Here is a 22,827-nt window from a genome sequence, read left to right on the forward strand (position 1 = left end):
GTCGAATGAGCATAGATAGCGATGCTCATTTTCGCGCATATCAACCAAAGAATCTCTTCATCGAGCGCGACAGCCAGCCGCCGTGGTCGCTGGTCAGCTCATGCATGCTCGCCTTCACCGAGTCGACGTAGTTCGAGTCATCGTTGCGGATATGGTTGAACAGCCAGCGCCCGAGCAACCCCTTGAGTTCCTCGGCGACATCCTCGCCGGCCTCGAAGCGCAGCCGGTATTCGGAAACGCGCTTGATGAACAGTTCATGGACCTTCTTGTGTGCCCGGGTGAACTGGTAGCCGGCGTCCTCCATCAGGGTTTCCTCGAAGGCGAAGTGCGACAGGGTGTAGTCCACCAGCTCCTCGATGACCTCGCCGAGTTCCCGTCGATCATGGGTCGCCTGGGCGTGATGCAGGTGGTTGATCATCTCGACGATGCGCTTGTGCTGGTTGTCGATTACCTGGATCCCGGTATTCAGATCTTCCTGCCAAACCAGATAAGACATTTCCCTCTCCTTGCCGACTGATGACGCTGCCAGCGGGTACCCGGCGCGTGGGACGCGGAGCCGCATGGCAGGGCGCAGAGCTTAGGAGTGGCGGGCATCCGGCATTTTGATGCCGATCAAACCGATCCGGTAGGACAATTCCGATAGCAAGGATTCGGCCGAAGGAGCTTCCACAAGCGGAATGCAGAGAGCCCGCGAAAATAGCGGGCCCTCCTACAGGAAACTACGAGGCTTCAGCCACGCATGCCGACATGCCGGGGATGGCTGGCGACGCGCGCGAGCCAGGCATCGATCGCCGGATAGCCGGACAGATAGAAACCGCCCTCGTGGGCCACATGCTGCACAGCCGGATCAGGCCGCCTGTGCAGCTTGCGCTTCGCGGATCACCGCCGCCAGACGGCGCAGGCCCTCGCCCAGACGCTCGGGAGCGACGTGGCTGAAGTTCAGCCGCAGGTGACCGGGGTTCTGCTCCGGGTGGGCGAAGAACGGCTCGCCGGGCATGAACGCGACGTTCTGCTTCAGCGCCGTGTCGAGCAGCGAACGGGTGTCGATGCGCTGCTTCAGGGTCAGCCAGAAGAACAGGCCGCCCTGCGGGATATTCCACTCGGCGAGGTCGCCGAAATGTTCTTCGAGTGCCACCTGCATGGCGTCGCGGCGTACGCGATAGAAGTCGCGCAGCTCGGCCAGGTGGTCGCTGTAGGCCTGGGTGCCGAACCACTGCAGCGCCTGCCACTGGCCGATGCGGTTGGTGTGCAGGTCGGCCGACTGCTTGAGACGCAGCAGGTGCGGGAACAGGTCCGGGGTGGCGATCAGGAAACCGACGCGAAGGCCCGGCAGCAGGGTCTTGGAGACGGTGCCGGTGTAGATCCAGCTGGCCTTCTTCAGGCGGCTGACCAGCGGGGTGGCGGCGCCTTCGTCGAACACCAGCTCACGGTAGGGTTCGTCCTCGATCAGGGTCACGCCGAACTCGTCGAGCAGCGCGGCCACTTCGTCACGGCGCTGTTCGGTATAGCGCACGCCGGACGGATTCTGGAAAGTCGGGATCAGGTAGGCGAAGGCCGGCTTGTGCTTCTCCAGGCGCTGGCGCAGTGCGGCGACATCCGGACCTTCGGCGCCCAGCGGCACGGTCACGCAGTCCGCGCCGAACAGCTGGAAGGCCTGCAGCGCGGCCAGGTAGGTCGGCGCTTCGAGCAGCACTTCGGTGCCCGGATCGATGAACAGCTTGCTGGCCAGGTCGAGGGTCTGCTGCGAGCCGCTGACGATCAGCACCTGGCTCGCCTCGCAGGGCACGCCCAGCTTGCGCGCTTCGGCGGCGATGGCCTCGCGCAGCTCCGGCTCGCCTTCGCTCATGCCGTACTGGCCCATGCTGGCCGGCATGTCCGCCCACTCCACCTTCGGCAGCATCGGTTCGGCGGGCAGCCCGCCGGCGAAGGACATCACTTCCGGACGCTGCGCCGCGGCAAGGATTTCACGAATCAGGGAGCTTTTCAGGCGGGCAATGCGTTCGGAGAAGGCCATGGGGTCACCGGTAGCGTAGGCAGGGAAAAATGGGTCAAACTGCTTGACCGAAACTACGATGCCTCCGTGGATACGTCAATATGCCTGACCTAACTAGGCCGACCGTTCAGCTGCAAGCCATGGAAGACTTCTTCTTCAGCTACCGGGCATTCACCGCCAAACCGGACGAGATGCTCGCCCGCCGCGGCCTCAGCCGGGTGCACCACCGCATCCTGTTCTTCATCGCCCGTTATCCGGGGCTGAGCGTGAAGGAATTGCTCGCCGCGCTGGGGGTCAGCAAGCAGGCGTTGAACATTCCGCTGCGGCAATTGCTGGAGATGCACCTGATCAGCAGCGAGGCCTCGGCCAGCGACAAGCGCAAGCGGCTGCTCGGGCTGACCGAGGAAGGCGAAAAGCTGGAAACGGCGCTGCGCCGGGAACAGGCACGGCTGCTGGAACGGGCCTTCAGCGAGGCCGGCGAGGATGCGGTGAAGGGCTGGTTGACCGTGAACCAGGCGCTCAGGCACCAGCAGTTGGGGGAGTGAGCCAGTTGGGTGCGGCTGTCTCATGGGTATCGCTTCGCTCAACCCATCCTACGATCCGACGGTCCTTTTCGCATCGCGGGCATGGCCCGCTCCTACAGATACTCCGGCGTTGCGATCCCCTCACCCCAACCCTCTCCCGGAGGGAGAGGGGGCGCGACGGTGTGAGGTGGTACACCGTGCCAACCGGCGACTCCGAATAGTCCCCTCTCCCTCGAGGGAGAGGGCTAGGGTGAGGGGGAAGCATCACGACCATGCAAAACAGTTGCTCCTACGGTTCGCTCGTGCAGAACGTAGGGTGGACAACGCGAAGCTTGTCCACCGCCCCGCCGCACCGCGCTTGATGGTGGAAAGGCGGGGCGGCCATCCGCTTCGCCGTTTTCCACCCTACGTAGCGTCACCCGTAGGAGCGAGCTCTGCTCGCGAACATCAGCCCCGCAAAAGCTTCGCGAGCAAAGCTCGCTCCTACAGGAACTCGCCCCACGACGGACTGTAGGAAGCGGGCCATGCCCGCGAAAGAACTGCGAACCCCTCAGAAAATCCGCTCGTTGATCACGTCCAGGGTGAACTCGTGCAGTTCCAGGCCTAGCTGGCCGAAGCCGACGTAGCGCGGATCGTTCGTTTCGCCGCTGACGTAGCGGCTGTGCAACTGCTGGAATACCACGCCCAGCTTGAACATGGTCAGCACCCGCCACGGCTTGATGTCCGCCAGCGAACGGCCGGTGGCCGCGGCATAGGCATTGGCGAACGCCTCGCGGCTGGCGAAGCCGGGGTTCAGCGAGGGCATCTGCTCCAGGCGCTGCATGCAGTCCGGATCGCCCGCCTCGCTCCAGTAGCTGAGTAGCGTGGTCAGGTCGAACATCGCATCGCCGCGGGTGCCCATGTCCCAGTCCACCACCGCACTCGGCTTGAGGCTGTGCGGGTCGATGATGATGTTGTTCAGCTTGAAGTCGTTGTGCAGCAACACCGGCGTCGTGGCGGCCGGTTCGGCGCACTGTTCCAGCCAGCGCACGGCCTCGACGGCGGCGGTTGGCAGCGTCCCGCCGCTGACCAGTTCGGCGCGCTTGGCCCAGCCCTGCGCGGTACGGCGGAAGAAGCCTTCCGGACGGCCCAGGGTGCCAAGCCCTACCCGCTCCGGATCGACCGCATGGATGGCCACCAGCGTATCCACCAGCATGCCCGACAGCGCCTGGCCGGTTTCCACCGTGGCCGCCAGCGGGCTCACGCTGCCGCCGTGCAGCACCAGCCCCTGGCGGAACTCGATGAGCAGGAACGGCGCGCCGGCGATTTCCGCGTCCTCGCAGAGGTGATAGCTGCGCGGGGCGAACGGCAGTTCCTCCCACAGGCGCGAGAGAATCCGGTGTTCACGGGCCATGTCGTTGGCGCCGGGCGGCAGCGGTCCATCCGGCGGACGACGCAGCACCATCCAGGTGTCGTTCACCCGCAGCAGGAAGTTGAAGTTGGCCAGGCCACCGACGAACTGCCGCGGCGGCGTGTGCGGGTCCAGCACCAAGCCATGCCCAGCCAGATAGCGGGCGATGCGCGGCCAGTCGAGCTGGCGCATCTCGGCCTCGTCGCGCAGGGCGACGCCGGCTGGCCAGACTGAGGCCGAAGACTCCGGGATGGAATGAATTCCGCTCATGGATGTTCCTTGAATCAGAAGCCTCTGGCTCCGTCCTGGCGTGGGCGCAGCCAGGGCGGAGCTCAACGGCAACGGGGTTTACTTGATCTTCTCGATGTCGTTCAGCACCCAGCCGGCCTTCAGCTTGTCGCGGTCCGGGCCGTAGATGCGGAACAGGGTGAAGAACTGCTGCCCGGCCTTGGTGCTGATCCAGTTGCTTTCCTTGCCGGCCGGCGGCTTGGGTCCGAAGTACAGGTCGACCGTACCGTCGGCGTTGGCCTTCAGCTTCTGGTTGTAGGAGTCCAGACCAACCACCTTGGCCTCGCGGATGAAGCCGCCAGTCGCGGAGTCGTAGGCATCCACCGACCAGAAATCGCGGGCGGGGGCGTCGGCCGGGATGGTCAGGCGGTAGGTGTGGCCGCCGTCGAGCGCTTCGCCCTTGCCGGTCTCGTAGCTCTTCATGTAGACGTGCGGCCCCGGCGGGACGATCGGCCCGAACATGGCGAACCAGGAATAGGCGCGCTCGTCCAGGTACACACCCTGCTCAGGGCTGTCGAAAGTCATCTTGGTGTCCATTGCCGCCTGCGGATCGGCGAGCGAGCGCCATTTGCGCTTGTCACCCCAGATAGCCCTGCCCGTCTTGGCGTAGCCATCCATCATGTAGGCATGGGCTTCGCCGATGCTGCGTTCGAGGATCGCCTTGTGCTGGGCGTCCGGCTTGAACTCGATGCTCTTGCCGATGCCCAGCGAGCGCATCTGGCCCACCATCACCAGGTCGCGCTGCTGCACCGGCTCTTCGGCGACCATGCGCGCAAGGGACTCGTAGTAGCTGGCGTCGTACCTGGCGATACCGTCGTAGACCTTGTCGGCCACGTCGATGTAGCGGTTGGCCTCCGGCGCGGCGGCATTGGCCAGCGGATAGATCTTCAGCGCCTTGAGGTAGTCGACGCCGCCGGCAAGGTCCTTGTCGCTGGTGGTCTTGGTGATCACGCGCAGCAGGCTGTAGTTGTTGAAGGTCTTGCTCTGCACCGGGACATAGCCGGCGGGAGTCTCGCCCTTGTAGCCCGGCGGCAGCAGCACGTAACGGCCACCCTTGCCCTTGTCCTCGCCGGCGTCGCCGACGTTCATCATCGGGACGGTCCAGGAGTCGATCAGCGTGCCATAGAGGCCGGCATCCTTCGTCGCCGGAATGTCGACCACCACGGGGCCGTCCTTCAGGTTGACGAAGAACATCACGTAGATGGTCGAGTGGTTCGGCGTAGTGGTCTGGTTTTTCCAGTCCGAGGGGCGCGACCAGAACATGACGTCGTTGTACTTCGCGCCGGCATCGCGGAAGTAGGCCTGGCGCATGGCGTCGAAGTTGACCAGCGGCATACCCCACAGCGCGGCTTCCACCGCACGGCGTTCGAGCATGCGGGTCTGCAGTTGCTCGGAGGTGAATTTCGCGGTCGCCTGGGCGGCGGCGGGCAGTGCCGCGGCGGCTACGCCAAGGCCCAGCAGGCAGGCGGCGAACAGGGTGGAGCGCGTCTTTTTCAGTGCTTCGGAGCGGTACATCTGCATTCCTCTTCTTTATTTTTGTCTTGCTGAAGATCGCATTGTTCGTGGAGCCCCGCCCTCCCCCTTGTTGGGTAGGGGGAGGACGGCCATCGCCGAATCAGTTCACCAGTTCGAAATCACCCGGCTTCCAGGTGCCATCGAAGGTCGCCTTCTCCGGACCGTAGACGCGGAAGTAGGTGAACCAGCCCTGGCCCGGATTGGTCTTGATCCAGTGCTTCTCCTGGCCTTTCGGCGCTTCGGGGCCGAAGTACAGCTCGACGCTGTCGCCGCTGGCATCCTTCAGGTCGAACATCGAGCTGAGAACGGCCTTGTCCTGCGATGTCTGGACCTGCGAGCGGGTCGCGCTGTCGTACACGGTCACCGACCAGAACAGCTTGTTCGGCACCGGCAGCGGGACGCGCAGCTTGTAGGTCTTGCCACCATCGAGGTAAGCGCCCTTGTCGTCACGCGCGCCCAGCCAGTACAGCGAGCCGGCGCCCGGGGCACGGCGGAACATCGCCGGCGATTCGACCATCGCCTGGTAGAACCACTTCTCGCGCGACTCCAGATCGACATAGTTCGGCGTCACGAACATGTTGCTCTCGGGTTGCAGCAGCACCGCCCATTCCCAGTGGCGGTCCGGCCATACCACGCGCTCGGCACGGCGGTCGGCGAGGGACTGCACGCGCAGTTGCGCGTTGCCCATCTGCGCGGCCTTCTCGAGGATGGCCATCATCCGCGCGTCGGGAGCGAACGGCTTGCCCTTGGCGATACCCAGCGCAGCCAGCTCGCCGTAGTAGTTGCTGTACTCGGGATTGGCCGGCTCGCTGTCGATCAGCTCATGCAGCATCTTCCAGTAGCCGATGCCGTTCTCGATCTTCAGCGGCGTGCTGTCGCCGGAGACGGCGCCAAGGTTGTGCCAGGTCGGCTCCTTCCAGTCGGCGCCCGGCTTCAGCGGATGCACCTTGACGGTCTGCATCAACTGGTTGGCGGCCTCGATGCCACCCTTCGGCAGGGCGCGCAGGAGCAGCACGACGCCGTTGGTGGTGCTGGTGTGGACGTAATAGCCTTCTGGCACTTCGCCCTTGTAGCCCGGCGGCAGGATCAGGTGCTTGCCGCCCTTGCCGGCGTCCGGCCCCGGCAGGCCGAGATCGGCGACCCAGCGCTGGTTGATGTCGTTGGCCACGCACATCAGCGGTCCCGGGGGCAGCTCCACCACCATCGGACCGGACGAGAGGTCCAGGATCAGCGAGCCATAGGGCGTATCGGAGTTGGCGGTGAAGGCCAGGCGCTTGGGATTGCCGCGGACGAGGTTGAACGTCTGGTTGGGTACCACGCCGGATTCGACGTTGTTCTTCCAGAGGGCGAAGAACGCCACGTTCGGATAGAAGAAACGGTAGGACTGGATGGCGCGGTTCAGGTCGATGTCGTCATAGACCTGCTTGACGGTCTGCTCGGTCGGATAGCCGTTCTTGAACTCGTAGGGCGATTCGGCCGCGTGGGCGGCCAGCGGCAGTGCGGCAACGCCCAGCAGGCCGAGGGCGAGCATGGGATTGCGAAGAAGTGCGAGAGAGCGCTTGTTCATTGTTGTTGCTCTGCTGTTCGTGGATGGGACAGTCGGGCTTCGCAGGCGCTGGGCTCGCAGGTTGGGCTGAGGCACGAAGCTCAACGATTCGGCTCGGTGGCTGCCGATGTTGGGCTTCGCTGCGCTCAGCGCCAACCTACGTGCCCGACGGGTGGGTTCGAATCAGGCTACGCCGCGCTTGCGGCCAGCCCAGAACGGCTCGCGCAGGTCGGTCTTCAGCACCTTGCCAACGCTGGACAGCGGCAGCGCTTCGCGGAATTCCACGCTGCGCGGGCACTTGTAGCCGGCGATGCGCTCGCGGCAGTGGGCGACGATTTCCTCGCTGGTGAGGGTCGCGCCCGGCTTGAGCACGATCACCGCATGCACGGTCTCGCCCCACTTCGTGCAGGGGATGCCGATCACCGCGTTCTGCGCCACGGCCGGGTGGCTGGCGATGGCGGTCTCGACCTCGGCGGAATAGATGTTCTCGCCGCCGCTGACGATCATGTCCTTGATGCGGTCGCAGACGAAGACGAAGCCTTCGTCGTCCATGTAGCCGCCGTCGCCGGTGTGCATCCAGCCGCCACGCAGTGCCTCGGCGGTGGCTTCAGGCTTGTTCCAGTAGCCGAGCATCATGTTCGGCCCGCGCACGGCGATCTCGCCCACGGTGCCGCGCGGCACTTCGTTGTCGTCCGCATCGACGATGCGTACTTCGACGCAGATCGCCGCCTGTCCGGCCGAGTACATCTTGCCGTTGGCCTCGTATTCGGCGCTGTGGTGCTCCGGGGTCAGCAGCGTCGCCAGCGGTGCCAGCTCGGTCATGCCATAGCCCTGGGAGAAGCCGGCGGAAGTGAACACGGCACGGGCGCGGTCGAGCAGCGCACGGGTGATCGGCGAGGCGCCATAGCCGACGCGCTCCAGCGAGCTGAAGTCGAGCTTCTGCAGCTCCGGATCGGCATCGCGGGCATCCAGCAGCATCTGGATCATGGTCGGCGCCAGGAGAAGCTCGGTAATGCGCTCGCTGGCGATGGTTTGCAGCACCACTTTCGGCACGAAGGACGGCAGCACGACATGGGTACCGCCGGTCATGAACAGCGCGGTCATCGCCGAGAAGTCGGCCAGGTGGAACATCGGCATCACGTGCAGGTACTGGGTGTGAGCCTGGCAGCTGAGCGAATTGACCACGCCGAGGGCGGAGAAGCCGACGTTGGTGTGGCTGAGCATCACGCCTTTCGGGAAGCCGGTGGTGCCGCCGGTGTAGAAGATGCCGAGCAGGGAGTCGCCGCCGCGGCGGGCATCCTCGACCGGTTCGTTCCCGACGATCAGGGCTTCGTAGTTGAGCATGCCTTCCGGGGTCTCGCCGTCGCCGGCGTAGATCACCACGCGGAGGGTCTTCGAATCGGCGACGACCTTCTTGCCCAGGGCCAGGAAGGTATCGTCGACGATCAGCACGGAGGTTTCCGAGTCATCCAGGGAATAGACGATCTCCGCCGCACTCCAGCGGATATTCACCGGGTTGAGTACGGCGTCCGCCCACGGCACCGCCTGGTAGTACTCGATGTAGCGCTGCGAGTTGACCGACAGCATCGCCACGCGGTCGCCGCTGGCTACGCCCAGGTTCTTCAGTGCACCGGCCAGGCGGGCGACGCGATCGCCGAATTCCGCATAGGTGATACTGCGTCCCTGGTAACGGACGGCGATTGCATTCGGACGCTTCTGCAGATGACGGTGCAGACCTTGGGTGATGTACATCAAAACCTCCAATCTTGTTGTTCTAGAGGGCGACCCGGATGTGCCGACCCTCCCTGGTATTACTGAATCGATTGATGCAGCTGGCAACCGGCACGCTTCCGGCGACAGCAGTGGAATTTCGCAGGCAGTTCCATGTTCATTCGGCACCAGCCACGATGCGGACCGCCTGCGCCTCGTTGGCGTAGCCTTCCGGCCATATGCGGCGCGCGGCTTCGCCGTCGGGGTGGTAGGCATGACAGGTGCCGATCACCCAGGGCCGGGGACGCACGTAGCTCGGGTCGACCTCCCGGCGCTGCCGGTTGGTCTCGGTGCGCATCACGAAGGTGCTCTGGATCAGGGTCGTGCCCATGGGGCCGAGCAGCTCCGTCAGATGGGTGCAGCCCTTCACGCCGCCGACGATGCCGGCGACCTGCTTCTTGAAGCCCGGACCGACCCTCAGCCCCTTCAGGGCCGAGTACGCCGAAGCGACGCTGCCGCAGACCGGCGTTGGTCCCGCTTCGGTCGAGGCCTTGACTTCCTGGATAACGAAGTCCTGGTCGACCGTCATCACCAGAGTCATCTGGTGGAAAGGAGTATCGGCAGGCACGATGCGGAAAGCCGTATTGGAAACTTCCGGCTTGATGTCCTGCATCCTCCCCTCGATATCGATGAGCCCGTCGCTACGCAGATAACCGGTGCATACAACCTGGCGGGTATGCAGCAGTTGGCGCGTCGGCTCGTTCGGTGCAGCGTCCTTCATCACGACCATCTCGAAACACATGAGCAGTAGCGGCGTACGCAGCAGAGCGCACGCTGAAAATCGGATGCCGTCCCTGGCGACGCGGGGTTCTCCACGACGAGCCCCCGTCGGTGCTCCAAACCTGGGTCAGTGCGGCCGGTTCGTTGAACCGGCCGCACCAGCCATCAGAGCGAGCGGCCTACCAGCTCGCGCTGGATCTCGTTGGCACCGCCATAGATGCGGGCAACGCGGGCGTCGGCGAACATGCGGGCGATCGGGTACTCGTTCATGTAGCCGTAGCCGCCGAACAGCTGCAGGCATTTGTCGATGACTTCGCTGTTGCGCTCGGTCAGCCAGAACTTGCCCATGGAGGCCAGGGTGGAATCCAGCTTGCCGTCGATCCACTGCTGGACGATGTGGTCGCAGAAGGTGCGGCCGGCCAGCGCGGTGGCCTTGACGTCGGCCAGCACGAAGCGGCTGTTCTGGAACTCGATCACCGGCTTGCCGAAGACGGTACGCTCCTTGGTGTACTCGACGGTCAGCTTCAGTGCGCGTTCCATCTGGGCTGCGGCACAGAGGGCGATCTGGGCGCGCTCGTAGGGCAGTTGCTTCATCAGGGTGTAGAAGCCCTTGCCTTCCACGCCGCCCAGCAGGCAGTCGGCCGACACTTCGACGTCATCGAAGTACATTTCGGACGTATCGGAAGACGGCATGCCGACCTTGTCCAGGCACTTGCCGCGACGGAAGCCCGGCAGCTTGGTGTCCACCAGGAAGATCGAGATGCCCTTGGAGCCGGCGGCCGCATCGGTCTTGGCGACCACGGCGACCATGTCGCTCAGCTGGCCGTTGGTGATGAAAGTCTTGGCGCCGTTGATGACGTACTTGTCGCCCTTCTTCACCGCGCGGGTGCGCACGGCCTGCAGGTCGGAACCGGTGCCCGGCTCGGTCATGGCGACGGAGCAGATGCACTCGCCGGAAGCGATCTTCGGCAGCCAGTATTGCTTCTGTTCTTCGGTGCCATCGTCGAGGATGTAGTGGCCGACGATGTGGTTGATACCCAGGCTAAGGCCGGAAACGCCGGCATAGTTGAGCTCGTTGATGACTACAGCCAGGTGTGCCGGGGTACCGCCGGAGCCACCGTATTCGACGTCGACGTCGGGCAGGATCATGCCCATCTCGCCGCAGGCCAGCCAGGACTCGCGATCGGACCGATGATCCTCGCGCCACTTGTCTTCGCGGGGCGCCAGGGTATCGGTGACAAAACGACGAACGCTGTCGGCGAATGCCTCGACATCGGCGTCCATCCAGGGCGAACGGTAATTTTCCAGCATCACGAATACCTCGAATTCTTTGTCATAGCCCCGGGCATGGGGCTTCTTCATGGGAGCAAGCCCATGGCCGCGGGAATGCGGGCATGGGCTGCTCCTGTTTGCCTGGCGAACGACTGTTACAGGCTGCCGTTACCGCCACCGCAGATGATGGTCTGGGCGGAAACGTAGTCGGATTCCGGCAGGCAGAGCATGACGACGGAACCGGCGGCTTCCACCGGAGTACCCGGGCGGCCCAGCGGGATGGTCATGCTGGCGGCGTCGATCAGGGACTGCTGTACGCCGACCTTGATTTCGCGGCCTTCGATGTTGACGGTCTTGCTGTCGGCACCGGCCAGGGCTTCGGTCAGGCGAGTCTGGATGAAGCCGAAAGCAACGGCGTTCACGCAGACCTTCATGCGGCCCCACTCCTTCGCCAGGGTCTTGGTCATGCCCAGGATGCCGGCCTTGGCCGAGGAGTAGTTGGTCTGGCCAGCGTTACCGCCAGCAGCGACGGAGGAAATGTTCACCACTTTACGGATGACTTCCTTGCCTTCGGCCTTCTCGGCCTTGGCAGCGGCGCTGATGATCGGCTGAGCGGCGCGCAGGATGCGGAACGGAGCGGTCAGGTGGCAGTCGATGATCGCGTACCACTGCTCGTCCGACATCTTCTGGATCACGTTGTCCCAGGTGTAGCCGGCGTTGTTGACGATGATGTCGATGCCACCGAAGTTCTGCACGGCGGTCTGCACGAAACGGTCGGCGAAGTCGACAGCGGTAACGCTGCCCACGCAGGCAACGGCTTCACCGCCGGCGGCGCGGATTTCTGCAACCACTTCTTCAGCCGGAGCGGCATCGAGGTCGTTGACCACTACTTTGGCGCCGTAGCCAGCCAGTTGCAGGGCTACTTCACGACCAATGCCACGGCCGGAGCCGGTTACCAGGGCGACTTTACCTTCGAGCTTTTTCATTTATTCGTTCCTAAATTTTCAGGCAGATTGCAGTTCTTTCATTGGCGGGTTGCACCCGCCCTACGCATGTCAGGCCAGGGCGACCACGGCTTCGCCGACGAGCTTCTCGTCGCCGTACTGGTTGCCGCAGCGGATGGCCAGGCGAACGCGCTTTTCGCCGTTCTCTTCGAACTTCTCGGTGATCTTGCCGGTGCAGGTCGGCACGTGGCCCAGTTGGGTGATGCCGGTGAAGCGCACCGAGTAGCTGCGCAGCTGAGCCTGGGGAACCCAGTTGGTCAGCAGGCGGCCGAGGTAGGCAGCGGAAAGCATGCCGTGGGCGAAGACGTCGGGCATGCGCGCCTTGCGGGCGAAGTCGATGTCGATGTGGATCGGGTTGTGGTCGCCCGAAGCGCCGCAGTACAGGGCCAGGGTGGTACGGTTGATCGGGTCCAGCTTCAGCAGCGGGATCTCGTCGCCAACCTGGATGTCGGAGAATTGAACGTTGCTCATCGGTGGCTCCTCAACGCTGCACGAGGGACGAACGGATGTCGGCGATGTGCTCGCCATCCTGGTTGGTGACGCGGGTCTCGCTGACCACGAACTGCAGGCGGCCGCCGGCTTTCTCGTAGACGTCGGCAACCTTGGTTTCGAAGGTCAGGGTGTCACCGGCCACGGCAGCCTTGTGGTACACGAAGCCCTGTTCGGCATGGAGGATGCGGCCCAGGTCGAATTCGTAGATGCGCAGCTGTTCTTCGAGATCGCGGCCTTCGCCGGACAGGCACATCAGGAAGGTCGGCGGGACCGGCAGGGATTTGTAGCCGGCAGCCTTGGCGGCGGCTTCGTCGGTGTAGACCGGATCGGTCTCGCCAATGGCCTTGGCGAAGAAACGCAGGCGACCTTTTTCCACGTCGGCGGTGGTTACGCCGAGGGAGCGGCCGATCAGACTCTTGTCTGCCATTTCACTTCTCTCCTTTCAGGATGCTTCAAGGCGCGCGCCCGAAGGCGCGCACGCAAGGGTTCAGGCGCGGCCGTACAGAGTGACGACGCAGGCGCCGCCGAGGCCGAGGTTGTGTTGCAGGGCGAGGTTCACACCTTCGACCTGGGTAGCCTGGGCGGTGCCGCGCAGCTGACGGGTCAGCTCGTAGCACTGGGCCAGACCGGTGGCGCCCAGCGGGTGGCCCTTGGAGAGCAGGCCGCCGGACGGGTTGGTGACCACCTGGCCGCCGTAGGTGTTGCCGCCGTCGAGAACGAACTTCTCGGCGCCGCCCACCGGGCAGAAGCCCAGGGATTCATAGGTCAGCAGCTCGTTGTGGGCGAAGCAGTCGTGCATCTCGGCGACGCGGATGTCGCGCGGATCGACGCCGGCCTTCTCGTAGACTTCCTTGGCAGCGCGCTGGGCCATGTCGAAACCAACGACTTCGATCATCGAACGCGCCTCGATGGCAACCGGACGGTCGGTGGTCATCGACTGGGCCAGGATCGCCACGTCGGTGCGCAGGCCGTGCTTCTTGGCGAAGGCTTCGGAGCAGATGATCGCGGCAGCGGCGCCACAGGTCGGCGGGCAAGCCATCAGGCGGGTCATCACGCCCGGCCAGATCACCTGGTCGTTCATCACGTCTTCGGTGGTGACGACCTTGCGGAACATCGCCAGCGGGTTGTTGGCGGCGTGACGGCTGGCCTTGGCGCGAATGGCGGCGAAGGTGCTCATCTGGGTGCCGTACTTCTGCATGTGTTCCTGACCGGCGCCGCCGAACATGGCCAGCGCCATCGGCAGGCCGGCTGCCTCGGCGGCGAGTTCATGGGTGAGGTCGACGAACGCGCCCATCGGGCCCGGACGGTCGTCCCACTGGGTCTTCAGCGCGCCGGGCTGCATCTGCTCGAAGCCCAGGGCGATGGCGCACTCGACGGCGCCGCTTTCCACCGCCTGGCGAGCCAGGAACAGGGCGCTGGAGCCGGTGGAGCAGTTGTTGTTGACGTTGACCACCGGGATGCCGGACATGCCAACTTCATACAGGGCGGCCTGGCCGCAGGTGGAGTCGCCGTAGACGTAGCCGACGTAGGCCTGCTGCACCAGGTTGTAGTCCAGGCCTGCATCTTGCAGGGCGAGACGGGTAGCTTCAGCACCCATCTCGATGTAAGTGCCGCTGGTCCCCGGCTTGACGAAGGGGATCATGCCAACACCGGCTACATAAGGTTTTTGCGACATCACGTTCTCCATGCTTCTTATCAGTGTTGCAAGGGTTCTGCTGCAGGCCACCCGCTCGCTGGCGGGCGGCCTCGGTACAGCAGGTTCTTATCGAATACCTGCGTTACGCAGGGCAGCCGGGGTGAAGTCTTGAACGCTCGGCTTGTAGCTGAAATCTTGTCCAGCCTTGGATTCGTTGACCATACCAAGAACGGCGTAACGTCCAGCGATCAGGTCGTACAGGGTCTGTACGGAATAGAAGCTGCCGCCATGCTCGTAATCGTTGATCAGGTGGCCTTCAGCCACGCGCCAGAGCTGGCCGCGGCCGTCGTAATGGTCGGCCTCGACGATGGCCCAGGTGTCCTCGTCGACGTAGAAGCGGCGCTTGGCGTAGATGTGCCGCTCGCCCGCCTTCACGGTGCCTTCCACCACCCATACGCGGTGCTTCTCGTAACGGGTCAGGTCCTGATTGATGTGGCCGGGCTTGACGATGTCGGCGTACTTCAGCTTGTTCGATGCCATCGTGTAGCTGTTGTACGGGACGTACATTTCCTTCTTGCCCACCAGTTTCCAGTCGTAACGATCCGGAGCGCCGTTGAACATGTCGGAGTTGTCCGCGGTGCGCATGCCATCGGCGGCGGTGCCCGGGCCGTCATAGGCGAGCTGCGGGGCGCGGCGCACGCGGCGCTGGCCGGCGTTGTAGGCCCAGGCCATGCGCGGCTCGGAGACCTGGTTGATGGTCTCGTGCACCAGCGACACGGTGCCGGCCATGCGCGACGGCGCGGTCACGGTCTGCTTGCAGTAATAGAGGATGTTCGCGGTGGCTTTCGGATCGGCATCAGCCATCCGCCAGGGGAACGCGCACTGCTCCTCGATCTGCACGACAGTGTAGCTGCCGTTGGCCAGCGGAGTGGCCTGGGCGATCTGCCGCGAGTAGTTGCTGCCGCTGCGGTAGCGTGCGAGGTGGTTCCACACCACTTCCAGGCCGCTCTGTGGAATCGGGAACGGAATGTAGTGCGACTCGATCTTCTCCGGACCGCTGAGCTCCTTGACCAGCGTGGTGTTCAGCGCGCTCTTCTTCGCTGCATCGGCGAGTTCCTGGGGAACGGCCACGCTGCGATGGGTCGGATACACCGGAATCTTGTAGGTATCCGGGTAGCGCTTGAACAGGGCCAGTTGGCCGTCGGTCAGCTTGTCCTTGTGCTGGTCGACGTTGTCCTTGGTGATGACGAACAGCGGCTTTTCGGCTTCGAAGGGGTTGCCGAGGAAGTTGTTCACCACCGGCGCAGCGCCTTTCTTCAGGCCGCCGGTCCAGGCCGGGATGCTGCCATCGGCGTTGCCGGCCTTCTCCGCGCCCAGCGGAGTCAGGCTGGTGCCGAGCTTGGCGGCTTCGTCGGGCGAAACCGCCGCCATCACGCTGGTAGCCAGCAGGGTCAGTGCCAGGGCACCGGTTTTCAACAGTTTCATCGAATTCATACCACTATTAATCAGAAGTTCACGCCGAAGCTGAGGGCGACGAAGTCGCGGTCGCCGTTGGTGCTGAAGTCGCCGCCGAAGAAGTCGGTGTAGCTCAGGCTGGCGGTGTAGGTGGTCAGGTAGTCGGCATCGATGCCGACGCTGATGGCCTTGCTGCCTTCATCGAAGTTCGGACCCCAGCCATCCACGTCATGCGACCAGGCCAGGCTCGGCGACAGGTTGATACCGGCGAACACGTTGCTGTAGTCCAGCTTGGCGCGAGCACGGTAGCCCCACGAGTCGGTGGTGTAGAAACCGTGGGCGCTGCACTTGGCGTTGGTGGCCGGATTCGGTGTGCAGGTGCTGCTCGGACCCGCGCCGAATACCGGGCTGCGGCCGAAGCGCAGATCGCTGCCATCGGTATCGCCCAGGCCGTTGATGCGGTTGTAGCCCACCTCGCCAACCACGGTCAGGCGATCGGCACCCCAGATCTGGTCGAAGAACTGGGTGGCGGTCATCTGCGCCTGCAGCACTGGCATACGCTTGTAGGCCGTCATTTCCTGGCCTGGCACGAAGGTCGCACCGCCAGTGGTGATCAACGGACCCGTACCGTTCACCGCGGCAGCGATGAAGTCCGGAGAAGACAGCTGCAACGGCATGTTCGGCCGGTAGCTGACCTCGCCGCCAACCGAGGTGCCGCCAAGGTTGGTCTGGAAGCTCAGGCCGTAGAGGCGGATATCTTCCGGGTAGTCGATGAAATAACGGGACTGGCGGATCGGATCGACCTGCGCGGAGCCGGTAGTCGGCAGACTGGCATCGCGGGCGATCATGTTGATGTACGGATTTCGGCTGTGATAGTTCATGTAGTAGGCGCCGAACTCGGTATCGTTCAGCTCCGGCACGAACCAGCGCATGGCCAGGCCGTACTGGCCGCTGTCCGGCGCCTCGTTGTCCTCCAGCCGCGGGAAGTAGGCATTGCTGCTGAAAGGCTGGGCCCTTCCCGCCAGTACCGGCAGGCCGGTATTCGGCGATATGCCGGGAGCCAGGTCCGGACCGGCGGCGACCAGGCGGTCGTTGCAGCCCTGGGCCACGGCATCGGTACCGAAGAAGGTGCCGCAGTTGTCGACGATGGTCTTCTCCCACTGCAGCTGGTAGAAGGCCTCGGCGGTGATGTTCTCGCTCAGCCCCTGGGACAGGTAGAACATGTTCACCGGGATCAGGCCTTCCTTCACCTCGGCACCGGGACGGCGCAGCGCGGCCACGTCGATCGGGTTGATCACGTTGATGCCGTTCTGGATGAAGGTGCTCTCGCCCCAGCTCACAACCTGCTTGCCGAAGCGCGCATTGCCGGGCAGTTCGCCAAGGTTGTAGTTGTGGTAGACGAAGGCATCGAGGAATTCCGCACCGGAGGACTTGGCCAGGTCTTCGCGGCCGCTGTCGTCGATGTCATAGAACAGACGGTGCTCGTCCTTCAGCTCGAAGTCGTACCAGTACTTGCCGCGAATGAACGCGCCACTCTCGCCGTACTTCAGCTCCAGGTCATGAATGCCCTTGAAGATCTTCGAGAAGGTTTCGCCCTTCTTGAAGTTCAAGCGACCATCGTCAACAGTGGCAGCGCCCCTGCCGCGCTTGCCCATGGTATTGGCCGCGCCGATGTAGTCCGGATCGGCACTACGCACGGACCAACTGGCCCCCACCGACAGCGAGGAATCGAACTTGCCTTCGATTTCGCCAATATTGAAGTCAATGGCACTGGCCTGAGCACTCAGCCCTAAAGCAACGGCAGCGCTCAGCAGATGCGGCTGAAACGCGGCGCGCATCATTGTTCTTGTCATGCGGCTCTCCGACTACGGTATCAACGGGAGCCGCATCCTATTCAACGGGACGATCGTCCAAGAATTGCCTGACGGGGTAGTTTCGTACCACCCCAAAGCACCAATTTCGCCCACCACCACGGCACCGAAGGTAACAACAGCGACGCACACGGCGGGACATCCCCTCCCCGCCCGCGCGGGGCGAAATCCGGTCAAACCTTAGTCCGGCGTGGCCTTGGCAACGTTACTCAAAGTGTTACGACAGTGCTGCTACCAGGCCCGCCAACGCTGCGCACCATCCTTGGGCGCATCGCCCCACAGGGGAACTTTCGAGGTGACAATTACGCCACCAGAAAGCCATTCACGACCTGTATGCCAGCAGAATGAGAGGGATTCGCACTGCACCCGATCCAAACGGGTGAGAGGCAAATCCTTGCCACGGGACGAAGTGTCATATGGCAGCGATAACCCTCCCTGGCATCACCCCCCGGCGGCTCCATTACCCGGAAAGCGGAATGGCGCGGAAAAGACGTGACTGTATTAAAGAAGAAGGCCGCGCCGGCCTGCCGCAGGGACTCCCACGGCAGGCCGTCACGCGGCCCGTCTGGTGGCTTAGCGAATACCGGCGTTGCGCAGGGCGGCCGGAGTGAAGTCGTTCATTGCCTGCTTCTGGTCGTACATCGGCGCATGCTTCGACTCGTTGCTCATGCCGAGCACCGCGTAGCGACCAGCGATCACGTCATACAGCGCCTGGGCGGCGTAGAGGCTGGCGCCCTGGCGGTAATCCAGCGCCTGGTAGCCTTCGCCGACGCGCCACAGCTGGCCGCGACCGTCGTAGTGATCCGCCTCGACGATGGACCAGGTGTCCTCATCGACGAAGAAGGTGCGCTTGGCATAGATGTGCCGCTCGCTGGGCTTCACGGTGCCCTCGACCACCCACACACGGTGCAGTTCGTAGCGGGTCAGATCCTGATTGATATGGCCCGGCTTGACGATATCCGCGTACTTCAGCTTCGGCGACTGCAGCCGGTAGTTGTTGTACGGAATATACATTTCCTTCTTGCCGACCAGTTTCCAGTCGTAGCGATCCGGCGCGCCGTTGTACATGTCCGAGTTGTCGGCGGTACGCATGCCGTCGGCGGCGGTGCCCGGACCGTCGTAGGCGATCTGCGGGGCACGGCGCACACGGCGCTGGCCGGCGTTGTAGGACCACGCCAGGCGCGGTTCCTTGACCTGGTCGATGGTCTCGTGGATCAGCACCACGGTGCCGGCCAGGCGAGCCGGCGCGACCACTTCCTGCTTCACGTAGAAGAGGTAGTTGGCGCCCTTCTCCGGGCTGACATCCGACATGAACTGCGGGAATGCCGAGGTCTCGCGCATCTGGACCATGGTGTAGGCGCCATTGGCCTGCGGGGTGGCCTGGGCGACGATGCGGTCGAAGTTGGTGCCGCGGTAGCGGGTTTCGTGGTTCCACACCACTTCCACGCCATTCTTCGGAATCGGGAAGGCGACGTAGCGGGACTGCTCGAAGTTCTTCAGGCCGTTACCGCCGTTCACCGATTCGGTAGTCAGCGCGCTCTTCTTCACCGCGTCGTAGACCGCCTGGGGCGCTGCGGCCGTACGGCGGGTCGGGAACACCGGAATCCGGTAGGTCTCCGGATAGCGCTGGAACATGGCCTGCTGGCCGGGGGTCAGCTTGTCCTTGTACTGCTCCATGTTGGCCTTGGTGATGACGAACAGCGGCTTGTCGTTGGGGAACGGATCGCCAAGGAAGCCGTTGGCATCCACCGGCGCGGCGTCGGGCTTGAGGCCGCCGGTCCACTCGGGAATGCTGCCGTCGGCGTTGCCGGCCTTCTCGGCGCCCAGCGGGGTCAGGGTGGAGCCCAGCTTGGCCGCCTCGTCAGGCGAAACGGCTGCCATCACGCTGCTTGCCAGCAGCGACAAAGCCAGAGCACCCATTTTCACCATTGTTGTTGTTTTCATACTTCGGTTCCTGCATCTGTCTTGCTTACGTGGATTTCACGCCGAATCGGGGTCGGGATCGGCATTGCTGTTCAGGTCACGGGCGAAGGGTGTTTCATCGATCGGGTGGTACGACCCTCCGCCTCAGGCAACTGGTGGTGAGTCGATGCTAGGCAGCGGATCACCCGATCCGGAACCGCCTCGGGGGATGATTTCACCTCACCCCAAAGCATCAATTTCAGAATCGACACCGGATACAAAAGGTAACAGTGCAGCCGATTCAGGCGGCCGAAGAGCGCAACGCCACGGCTGCAACCCCTCATCCGGCATGAGTTTTCCAAAGGCGTTACGCCTGCTGTTACACCGTCCCGATTCCGACTGCACAGTCACGACCAGGCTCAGCTGAATCGTACGTAACTACCACGCAGACTCTTGTCCTGAGTCACGCGAATTTTCCGAAGACACCCCAGGATTCGCCCGAAAGTAGTATTTGTCCCTTGCGGGTGATCCCGAAGAATCGCGCACAGTACCTTTACTCCTTCCTGAAAGCGTCGTTGCCACAGGGAATCCGTCCCCATCCGTCCTGGATGCCGGCCGATTCCGCTGTTTCTGGAGCACGAGATGTTGCAGCCTATTTCCACCGCTGGCCTGGATGCCTCGAAGTCGAACGCCGGTATGGCAACCCCACACGCCGAGTCTCTGTCGCGCGCCACCCTGCTAACCCAGCTGTCCGCCAGCAAGCAGCGCCTGCACCTGCTGTGCGCGCCGGCCGGCTACGGCAAGACCACGCTGATCAGGGATTGCCTGCGCCAGAGCGCACAGCGCGCCTGGGTCGACTTTGGCGGGCAGGCGCTGGATATCGCGCAGTTCTGTGCGCAGGTGGCCGCCCAGCTGGGAGGCGATCCCGCGCGGATCGACAACGGCCCCGCCCTGCTGCGCTTCCTGGAAACCCTCGGCAAACCCGCGAACCTGGTGCTCGACGACTACCCGGCCACCGCGGGCGACGAACTCGACGGCCTGGTCAACCACCTGCTGGTGCAGTCGAACGCGCCGCTGCAGGTATGGGTCAGTAGCCGGCAACGCCCGGCATGGAACCTGCCGCGCCTGCTGATGCAGGACGAACTGCTCGAACTGGGCCCGGATGCGCTGGCCTTCAGCCGCGAAGAATTCGACGCGATGGTGGCCCTGCACGCTCCGACCGCCGCGGGCGCCGTCGCCGAGGAAATCTGGCAGCAGACGCTCGGCTGGTGCGCCGGCAGCAAGCTCCTGCTCAGCGCTCATCGCCGCAGCGCCCACGCCGGCCTGCACTGGCTGCGCGACTATCTCGAACATGAACTGGTATCGCGCCTGGATGACCAGCAGCGCGAGTTGCTGGTCGGCCTGGCGCACCTGCCGCGCTTCTCGGCCGCCCTCTGCACCGAACTCTGGGACGATCTGGACGCACAGAAGCTGTTCCGCGAACTGCTGCAATCGCAATCGTTCTTCCAGCCGCTCGACCAGACCGGCGAGTGGTACTGCATGCTCCCCGCAGTGGCCAACGCCCTGCGCGGCGCCGCGGTGACCTCGACGATCGGCCGCCTGCGCCTGAATGCCTGTCGCATCCTCGAAGGCCTGGGTTTCCTCGATGACGCCATCGAACTGGCGCTGAGCGCCGGGCACCCGGACGTGGCGGTCAACTACATGGATCGCCTGCGCTCGAACTGGCTGTACGAACGGCGCAACGTGCAGACCCTCTACGCCTGGCGCAAGCAGCTGCCCATGGATCTCCTGGAAGGCACGCCGAACCTTATTTTCCTCAACACCACCGCGCTGCTGATCGGTGGCCGCATGGACGAGGCGCAGACCACGCTGGCGCGCCTTGAGAACTTCCTGCCGCAACCATCGGCCGAAGAGAACCAGCGCCTGCTGGCGATCTGGCAATCGCTGTACGGCAGCATGCAGAGCTTCCTCGGCCGATGCGACGTGGCCCGCGAGTATTGCCTGGCCGCCCTGGATCGCCTGGACAGCGGCGACTGGCACGTTTCCTTCCTCGGCTATGCCTCCCTTGCGCGGATGGCGACCGCGGATGGCGACACGCTGCACGCCCAGCAATATCTGCTCGAAGCGGTCGAACTGGCGCGGCGCCAGCGCTGCCTGGCCAGCGAGGTGCTGATCAACAGCGAACGCATCGGGCAGATGGTCCTCTGCGGCGAAACGAAGCTGGCCGAGGCACTGCTGGAAGAAAGCCTCGAACTGCTGGCAGCCGACGGCAACCGCCATCACCTGATGCTCGGCCGCCTGCTGGTGGTTCGCGGCAAGCTGCGCCTGAAGCGCGGCGACCTGGACGGCGCGGACAGCGCGCTGCGCGATGCCCTGCGGCACGGGCAGGACCATGTCGGCCCGTTCACCCTGGTCGCTCTGCTGAACCGCTCCAAGGTGAGCGCCAGCCGTGGCGACTACCAGCAGGCGTACCGCTACCTGCAGGATGCCGAGCGGCGCATGCAGTGCGCGAACGTGACCGAATCCTTCTACCGCGGCGTGCTCAACCTGCAGTCGCTGACCGTGCTGGTCAGCCAGGGCGAATGGGAGCAGGCGGTGTCGCTCGCACGCATGCTGGAAGAGTACCTGCGCGGTTCGAATGCCCGCTCCACGACCATCAGTTCGCCGTCGCTGCCGCAACGCAACCAGCTCCTGCTGGCTCGCGCGGAACAGCAGCTCGGCCGGGTGAAGGAGGCGGAAAGGCGCCTGCAGACCCTGGAAAAGGATTGCCAGCGGCTGAACTACCTGCGCCTGTGGGACGAAACCCAGCAGACCCTGAAAGGCTTCGAGCAGAACCCCCAGCCCCAGTTCCGGCGCGAATCGCCGCAGCAGGAAACGCCCTTCAGCAAACCGTTCGCCCTGCCGCTGCGCAGTCCCCGGCCGTCGATCGGCCAGGCGCACCAGGAAAGCAAACCGACCGGCAGCCTGAGGAAGGGCGAGGAACTCACCTCCCGCGAACTTTCCATCCTCGAACTGATGGCCGAAGGCTTGTCCAACCCGGAAATCAGCGAGCGGCTGTACATCTCGACCAATACGGTCAAGGCGCATACCAAGAACATCAACAACAAGCTGGGCGTGGTCCGCCGCACCCAGGCCATCGTGCGCGCCCGGGCGCTAGGCGTGCTGGCCTGACGGGCGGAAAGGTGAACTTGGGACGGTAGGAGCCAGCTTGCTCCTACAAGGCGCAGGCGTAGGGCGGGTGAAACCCGCCAAGCCACCACTCCATTGGCTGGCGGGTTTCACCCGCCCTACTCTCCTGCCAGGGTATCGCGCGCATGGCGCGCTCCTACAAGAGCGCGCCGACACCACATTGACGACTCGCCGCCGGCTCATGGGCATCGCTTCGCTCAACCCATCCTACGATCCACATGCGTACGCCGAACCGTAGGTTGGCGCTGAGCTTGCGAAGC

Annotated in this window: 17 protein-coding genes and 1 pseudogene; 2 read left to right on the forward strand and 16 right to left on the reverse strand. The window is 64.1% G+C overall.

Annotated features, from left to right (window positions below):
- Window positions 1–40 precede the first annotated feature (40 nt).
- The 3 genes and pseudogenes from JFY56_RS10430 to JFY56_RS10440 form a co-directional block, all read right to left on the reverse strand.
- Window positions 41–496, reverse strand: coding sequence for a bacteriohemerythrin (locus JFY56_RS10430; RefSeq protein ID WP_208313583.1), 456 nt, complete (start codon window positions 494–496; stop codon window positions 41–43).
- A 233-nt stretch (window positions 497–729) separates the two neighbouring features.
- Window positions 730–843 (reverse strand): annotated as a pseudogene (locus tag JFY56_RS10435) (glutathione S-transferase family protein); the annotation flags it as partial.
- A 4-nt stretch (window positions 844–847) separates the two neighbouring features.
- Window positions 848–2,014, reverse strand: coding sequence for an aminotransferase-like domain-containing protein (locus JFY56_RS10440; protein WP_208313584.1), 1,167 nt, complete (start codon window positions 2,012–2,014; stop codon window positions 848–850).
- Window positions 2,015–2,094: 80 nt separating this feature from the next.
- Here JFY56_RS10440 and JFY56_RS10445 point away from each other — a divergent pair, with 80 nt between their 5' ends.
- Window positions 2,095–2,538, forward strand: a complete 444-nt coding sequence (locus tag JFY56_RS10445) for a MarR family winged helix-turn-helix transcriptional regulator (protein ID WP_208313585.1) — start codon at window positions 2,095–2,097, stop codon at window positions 2,536–2,538.
- Window positions 2,539–3,067: 529 nt separating this feature from the next.
- On the opposite strand, the gene JFY56_RS10450 is transcribed toward JFY56_RS10445, so the two are convergent.
- The 13 genes from JFY56_RS10450 to JFY56_RS10510 all read right to left on the reverse strand — a co-directional run bounded on the left by JFY56_RS10450 (window position 3,068) and on the right by JFY56_RS10510 (window position 19,420).
- The gene (locus JFY56_RS10450) at window positions 3,068–4,177 is read right to left on the reverse strand and encodes a phosphotransferase family protein (protein WP_208313586.1); all 1,110 of its coding nucleotides are present in this window, start codon (window positions 4,175–4,177) and stop codon (window positions 3,068–3,070) included.
- 78 nt (window positions 4,178–4,255) lie between these two features.
- Window positions 4,256–5,710 (reverse strand): DUF1254 domain-containing protein, encoded by a 1,455-nt coding sequence (locus JFY56_RS10455; RefSeq protein ID WP_208313587.1) that lies wholly within the window; start codon window positions 5,708–5,710, stop codon window positions 4,256–4,258.
- Window positions 5,711–5,810: 100 nt separating this feature from the next.
- Window positions 5,811–7,277: a DUF1254 domain-containing protein gene (locus JFY56_RS10460; RefSeq protein ID WP_208313588.1), complete on the reverse strand. Its 1,467-nt coding sequence runs from the start codon at window positions 7,275–7,277 to the stop codon at window positions 5,811–5,813.
- A 162-nt stretch (window positions 7,278–7,439) separates the two neighbouring features.
- Window positions 7,440–9,008, reverse strand: coding sequence for a long-chain-fatty-acid--CoA ligase (locus tag JFY56_RS10465; RefSeq protein ID WP_208313589.1), 1,569 nt, complete (start codon window positions 9,006–9,008; stop codon window positions 7,440–7,442).
- 136 nt (window positions 9,009–9,144) lie between these two features.
- Complete coding sequence (locus JFY56_RS10470; protein WP_208313590.1) at window positions 9,145–9,747, reverse strand: DUF2889 domain-containing protein; 603 nt, start codon at window positions 9,745–9,747, stop codon at window positions 9,145–9,147.
- A 164-nt stretch (window positions 9,748–9,911) separates the two neighbouring features.
- Window positions 9,912–11,057 carry an acyl-CoA dehydrogenase family protein gene (locus tag JFY56_RS10475; RefSeq protein WP_208313756.1) on the reverse strand — a complete coding sequence of 382 codons (1,146 nt, stop codon included), beginning with the start codon at window positions 11,055–11,057 and terminating at the stop codon, window positions 9,912–9,914.
- 116 nt (window positions 11,058–11,173) lie between these two features.
- Complete coding sequence (locus JFY56_RS10480; RefSeq protein WP_208313591.1) at window positions 11,174–12,004, reverse strand: SDR family NAD(P)-dependent oxidoreductase; 831 nt, start codon at window positions 12,002–12,004, stop codon at window positions 11,174–11,176.
- 69 nt (window positions 12,005–12,073) lie between these two features.
- Window positions 12,074–12,493 carry a MaoC family dehydratase gene (locus tag JFY56_RS10485; RefSeq protein ID WP_208313592.1) on the reverse strand — a complete coding sequence of 140 codons (420 nt, stop codon included), beginning with the start codon at window positions 12,491–12,493 and terminating at the stop codon, window positions 12,074–12,076.
- A 10-nt stretch (window positions 12,494–12,503) separates the two neighbouring features.
- A complete protein-coding gene (locus tag JFY56_RS10490) occupies window positions 12,504–12,941 on the reverse strand; it encodes a MaoC family dehydratase N-terminal domain-containing protein (protein WP_208313593.1) in 438 nt (145 codons plus the stop codon).
- A gap of 60 nt (window positions 12,942–13,001) precedes the next feature.
- On the reverse strand, window positions 13,002–14,189 hold the full coding sequence (locus JFY56_RS10495; protein WP_208313594.1) for a lipid-transfer protein: 1,188 nt from the start codon (window positions 14,187–14,189) through the stop codon (window positions 13,002–13,004).
- Between the two features lie 87 nt (window positions 14,190–14,276).
- The gene (locus tag JFY56_RS10500; RefSeq protein ID WP_208313595.1) at window positions 14,277–15,644 is read right to left on the reverse strand and encodes a DUF1329 domain-containing protein; all 1,368 of its coding nucleotides are present in this window, start codon (window positions 15,642–15,644) and stop codon (window positions 14,277–14,279) included.
- Window positions 15,645–15,655: 11 nt separating this feature from the next.
- Window positions 15,656–17,458, reverse strand: a complete 1,803-nt coding sequence (locus JFY56_RS10505; protein WP_208313596.1) for a DUF1302 domain-containing protein — start codon at window positions 17,456–17,458, stop codon at window positions 15,656–15,658.
- Window positions 17,459–18,049: 591 nt separating this feature from the next.
- Complete coding sequence (locus tag JFY56_RS10510; RefSeq protein WP_208313597.1) at window positions 18,050–19,420, reverse strand: DUF1329 domain-containing protein; 1,371 nt, start codon at window positions 19,418–19,420, stop codon at window positions 18,050–18,052.
- Between the two features lie 600 nt (window positions 19,421–20,020).
- Between JFY56_RS10510 and JFY56_RS10515 the strand changes: the two genes are divergently transcribed.
- Window positions 20,021–22,549 (forward strand): LuxR C-terminal-related transcriptional regulator, encoded by a 2,529-nt coding sequence (locus JFY56_RS10515; RefSeq protein WP_208313598.1) that lies wholly within the window; start codon window positions 20,021–20,023, stop codon window positions 22,547–22,549.
- Window positions 22,550–22,827 lie beyond the last annotated feature (278 nt).

This window comes from Pseudomonas schmalbachii, from assembly GCF_017589465.1.
Lineage (GTDB): Bacteria > Pseudomonadota > Gammaproteobacteria > Pseudomonadales > Pseudomonadaceae > Pseudomonas > Pseudomonas schmalbachii.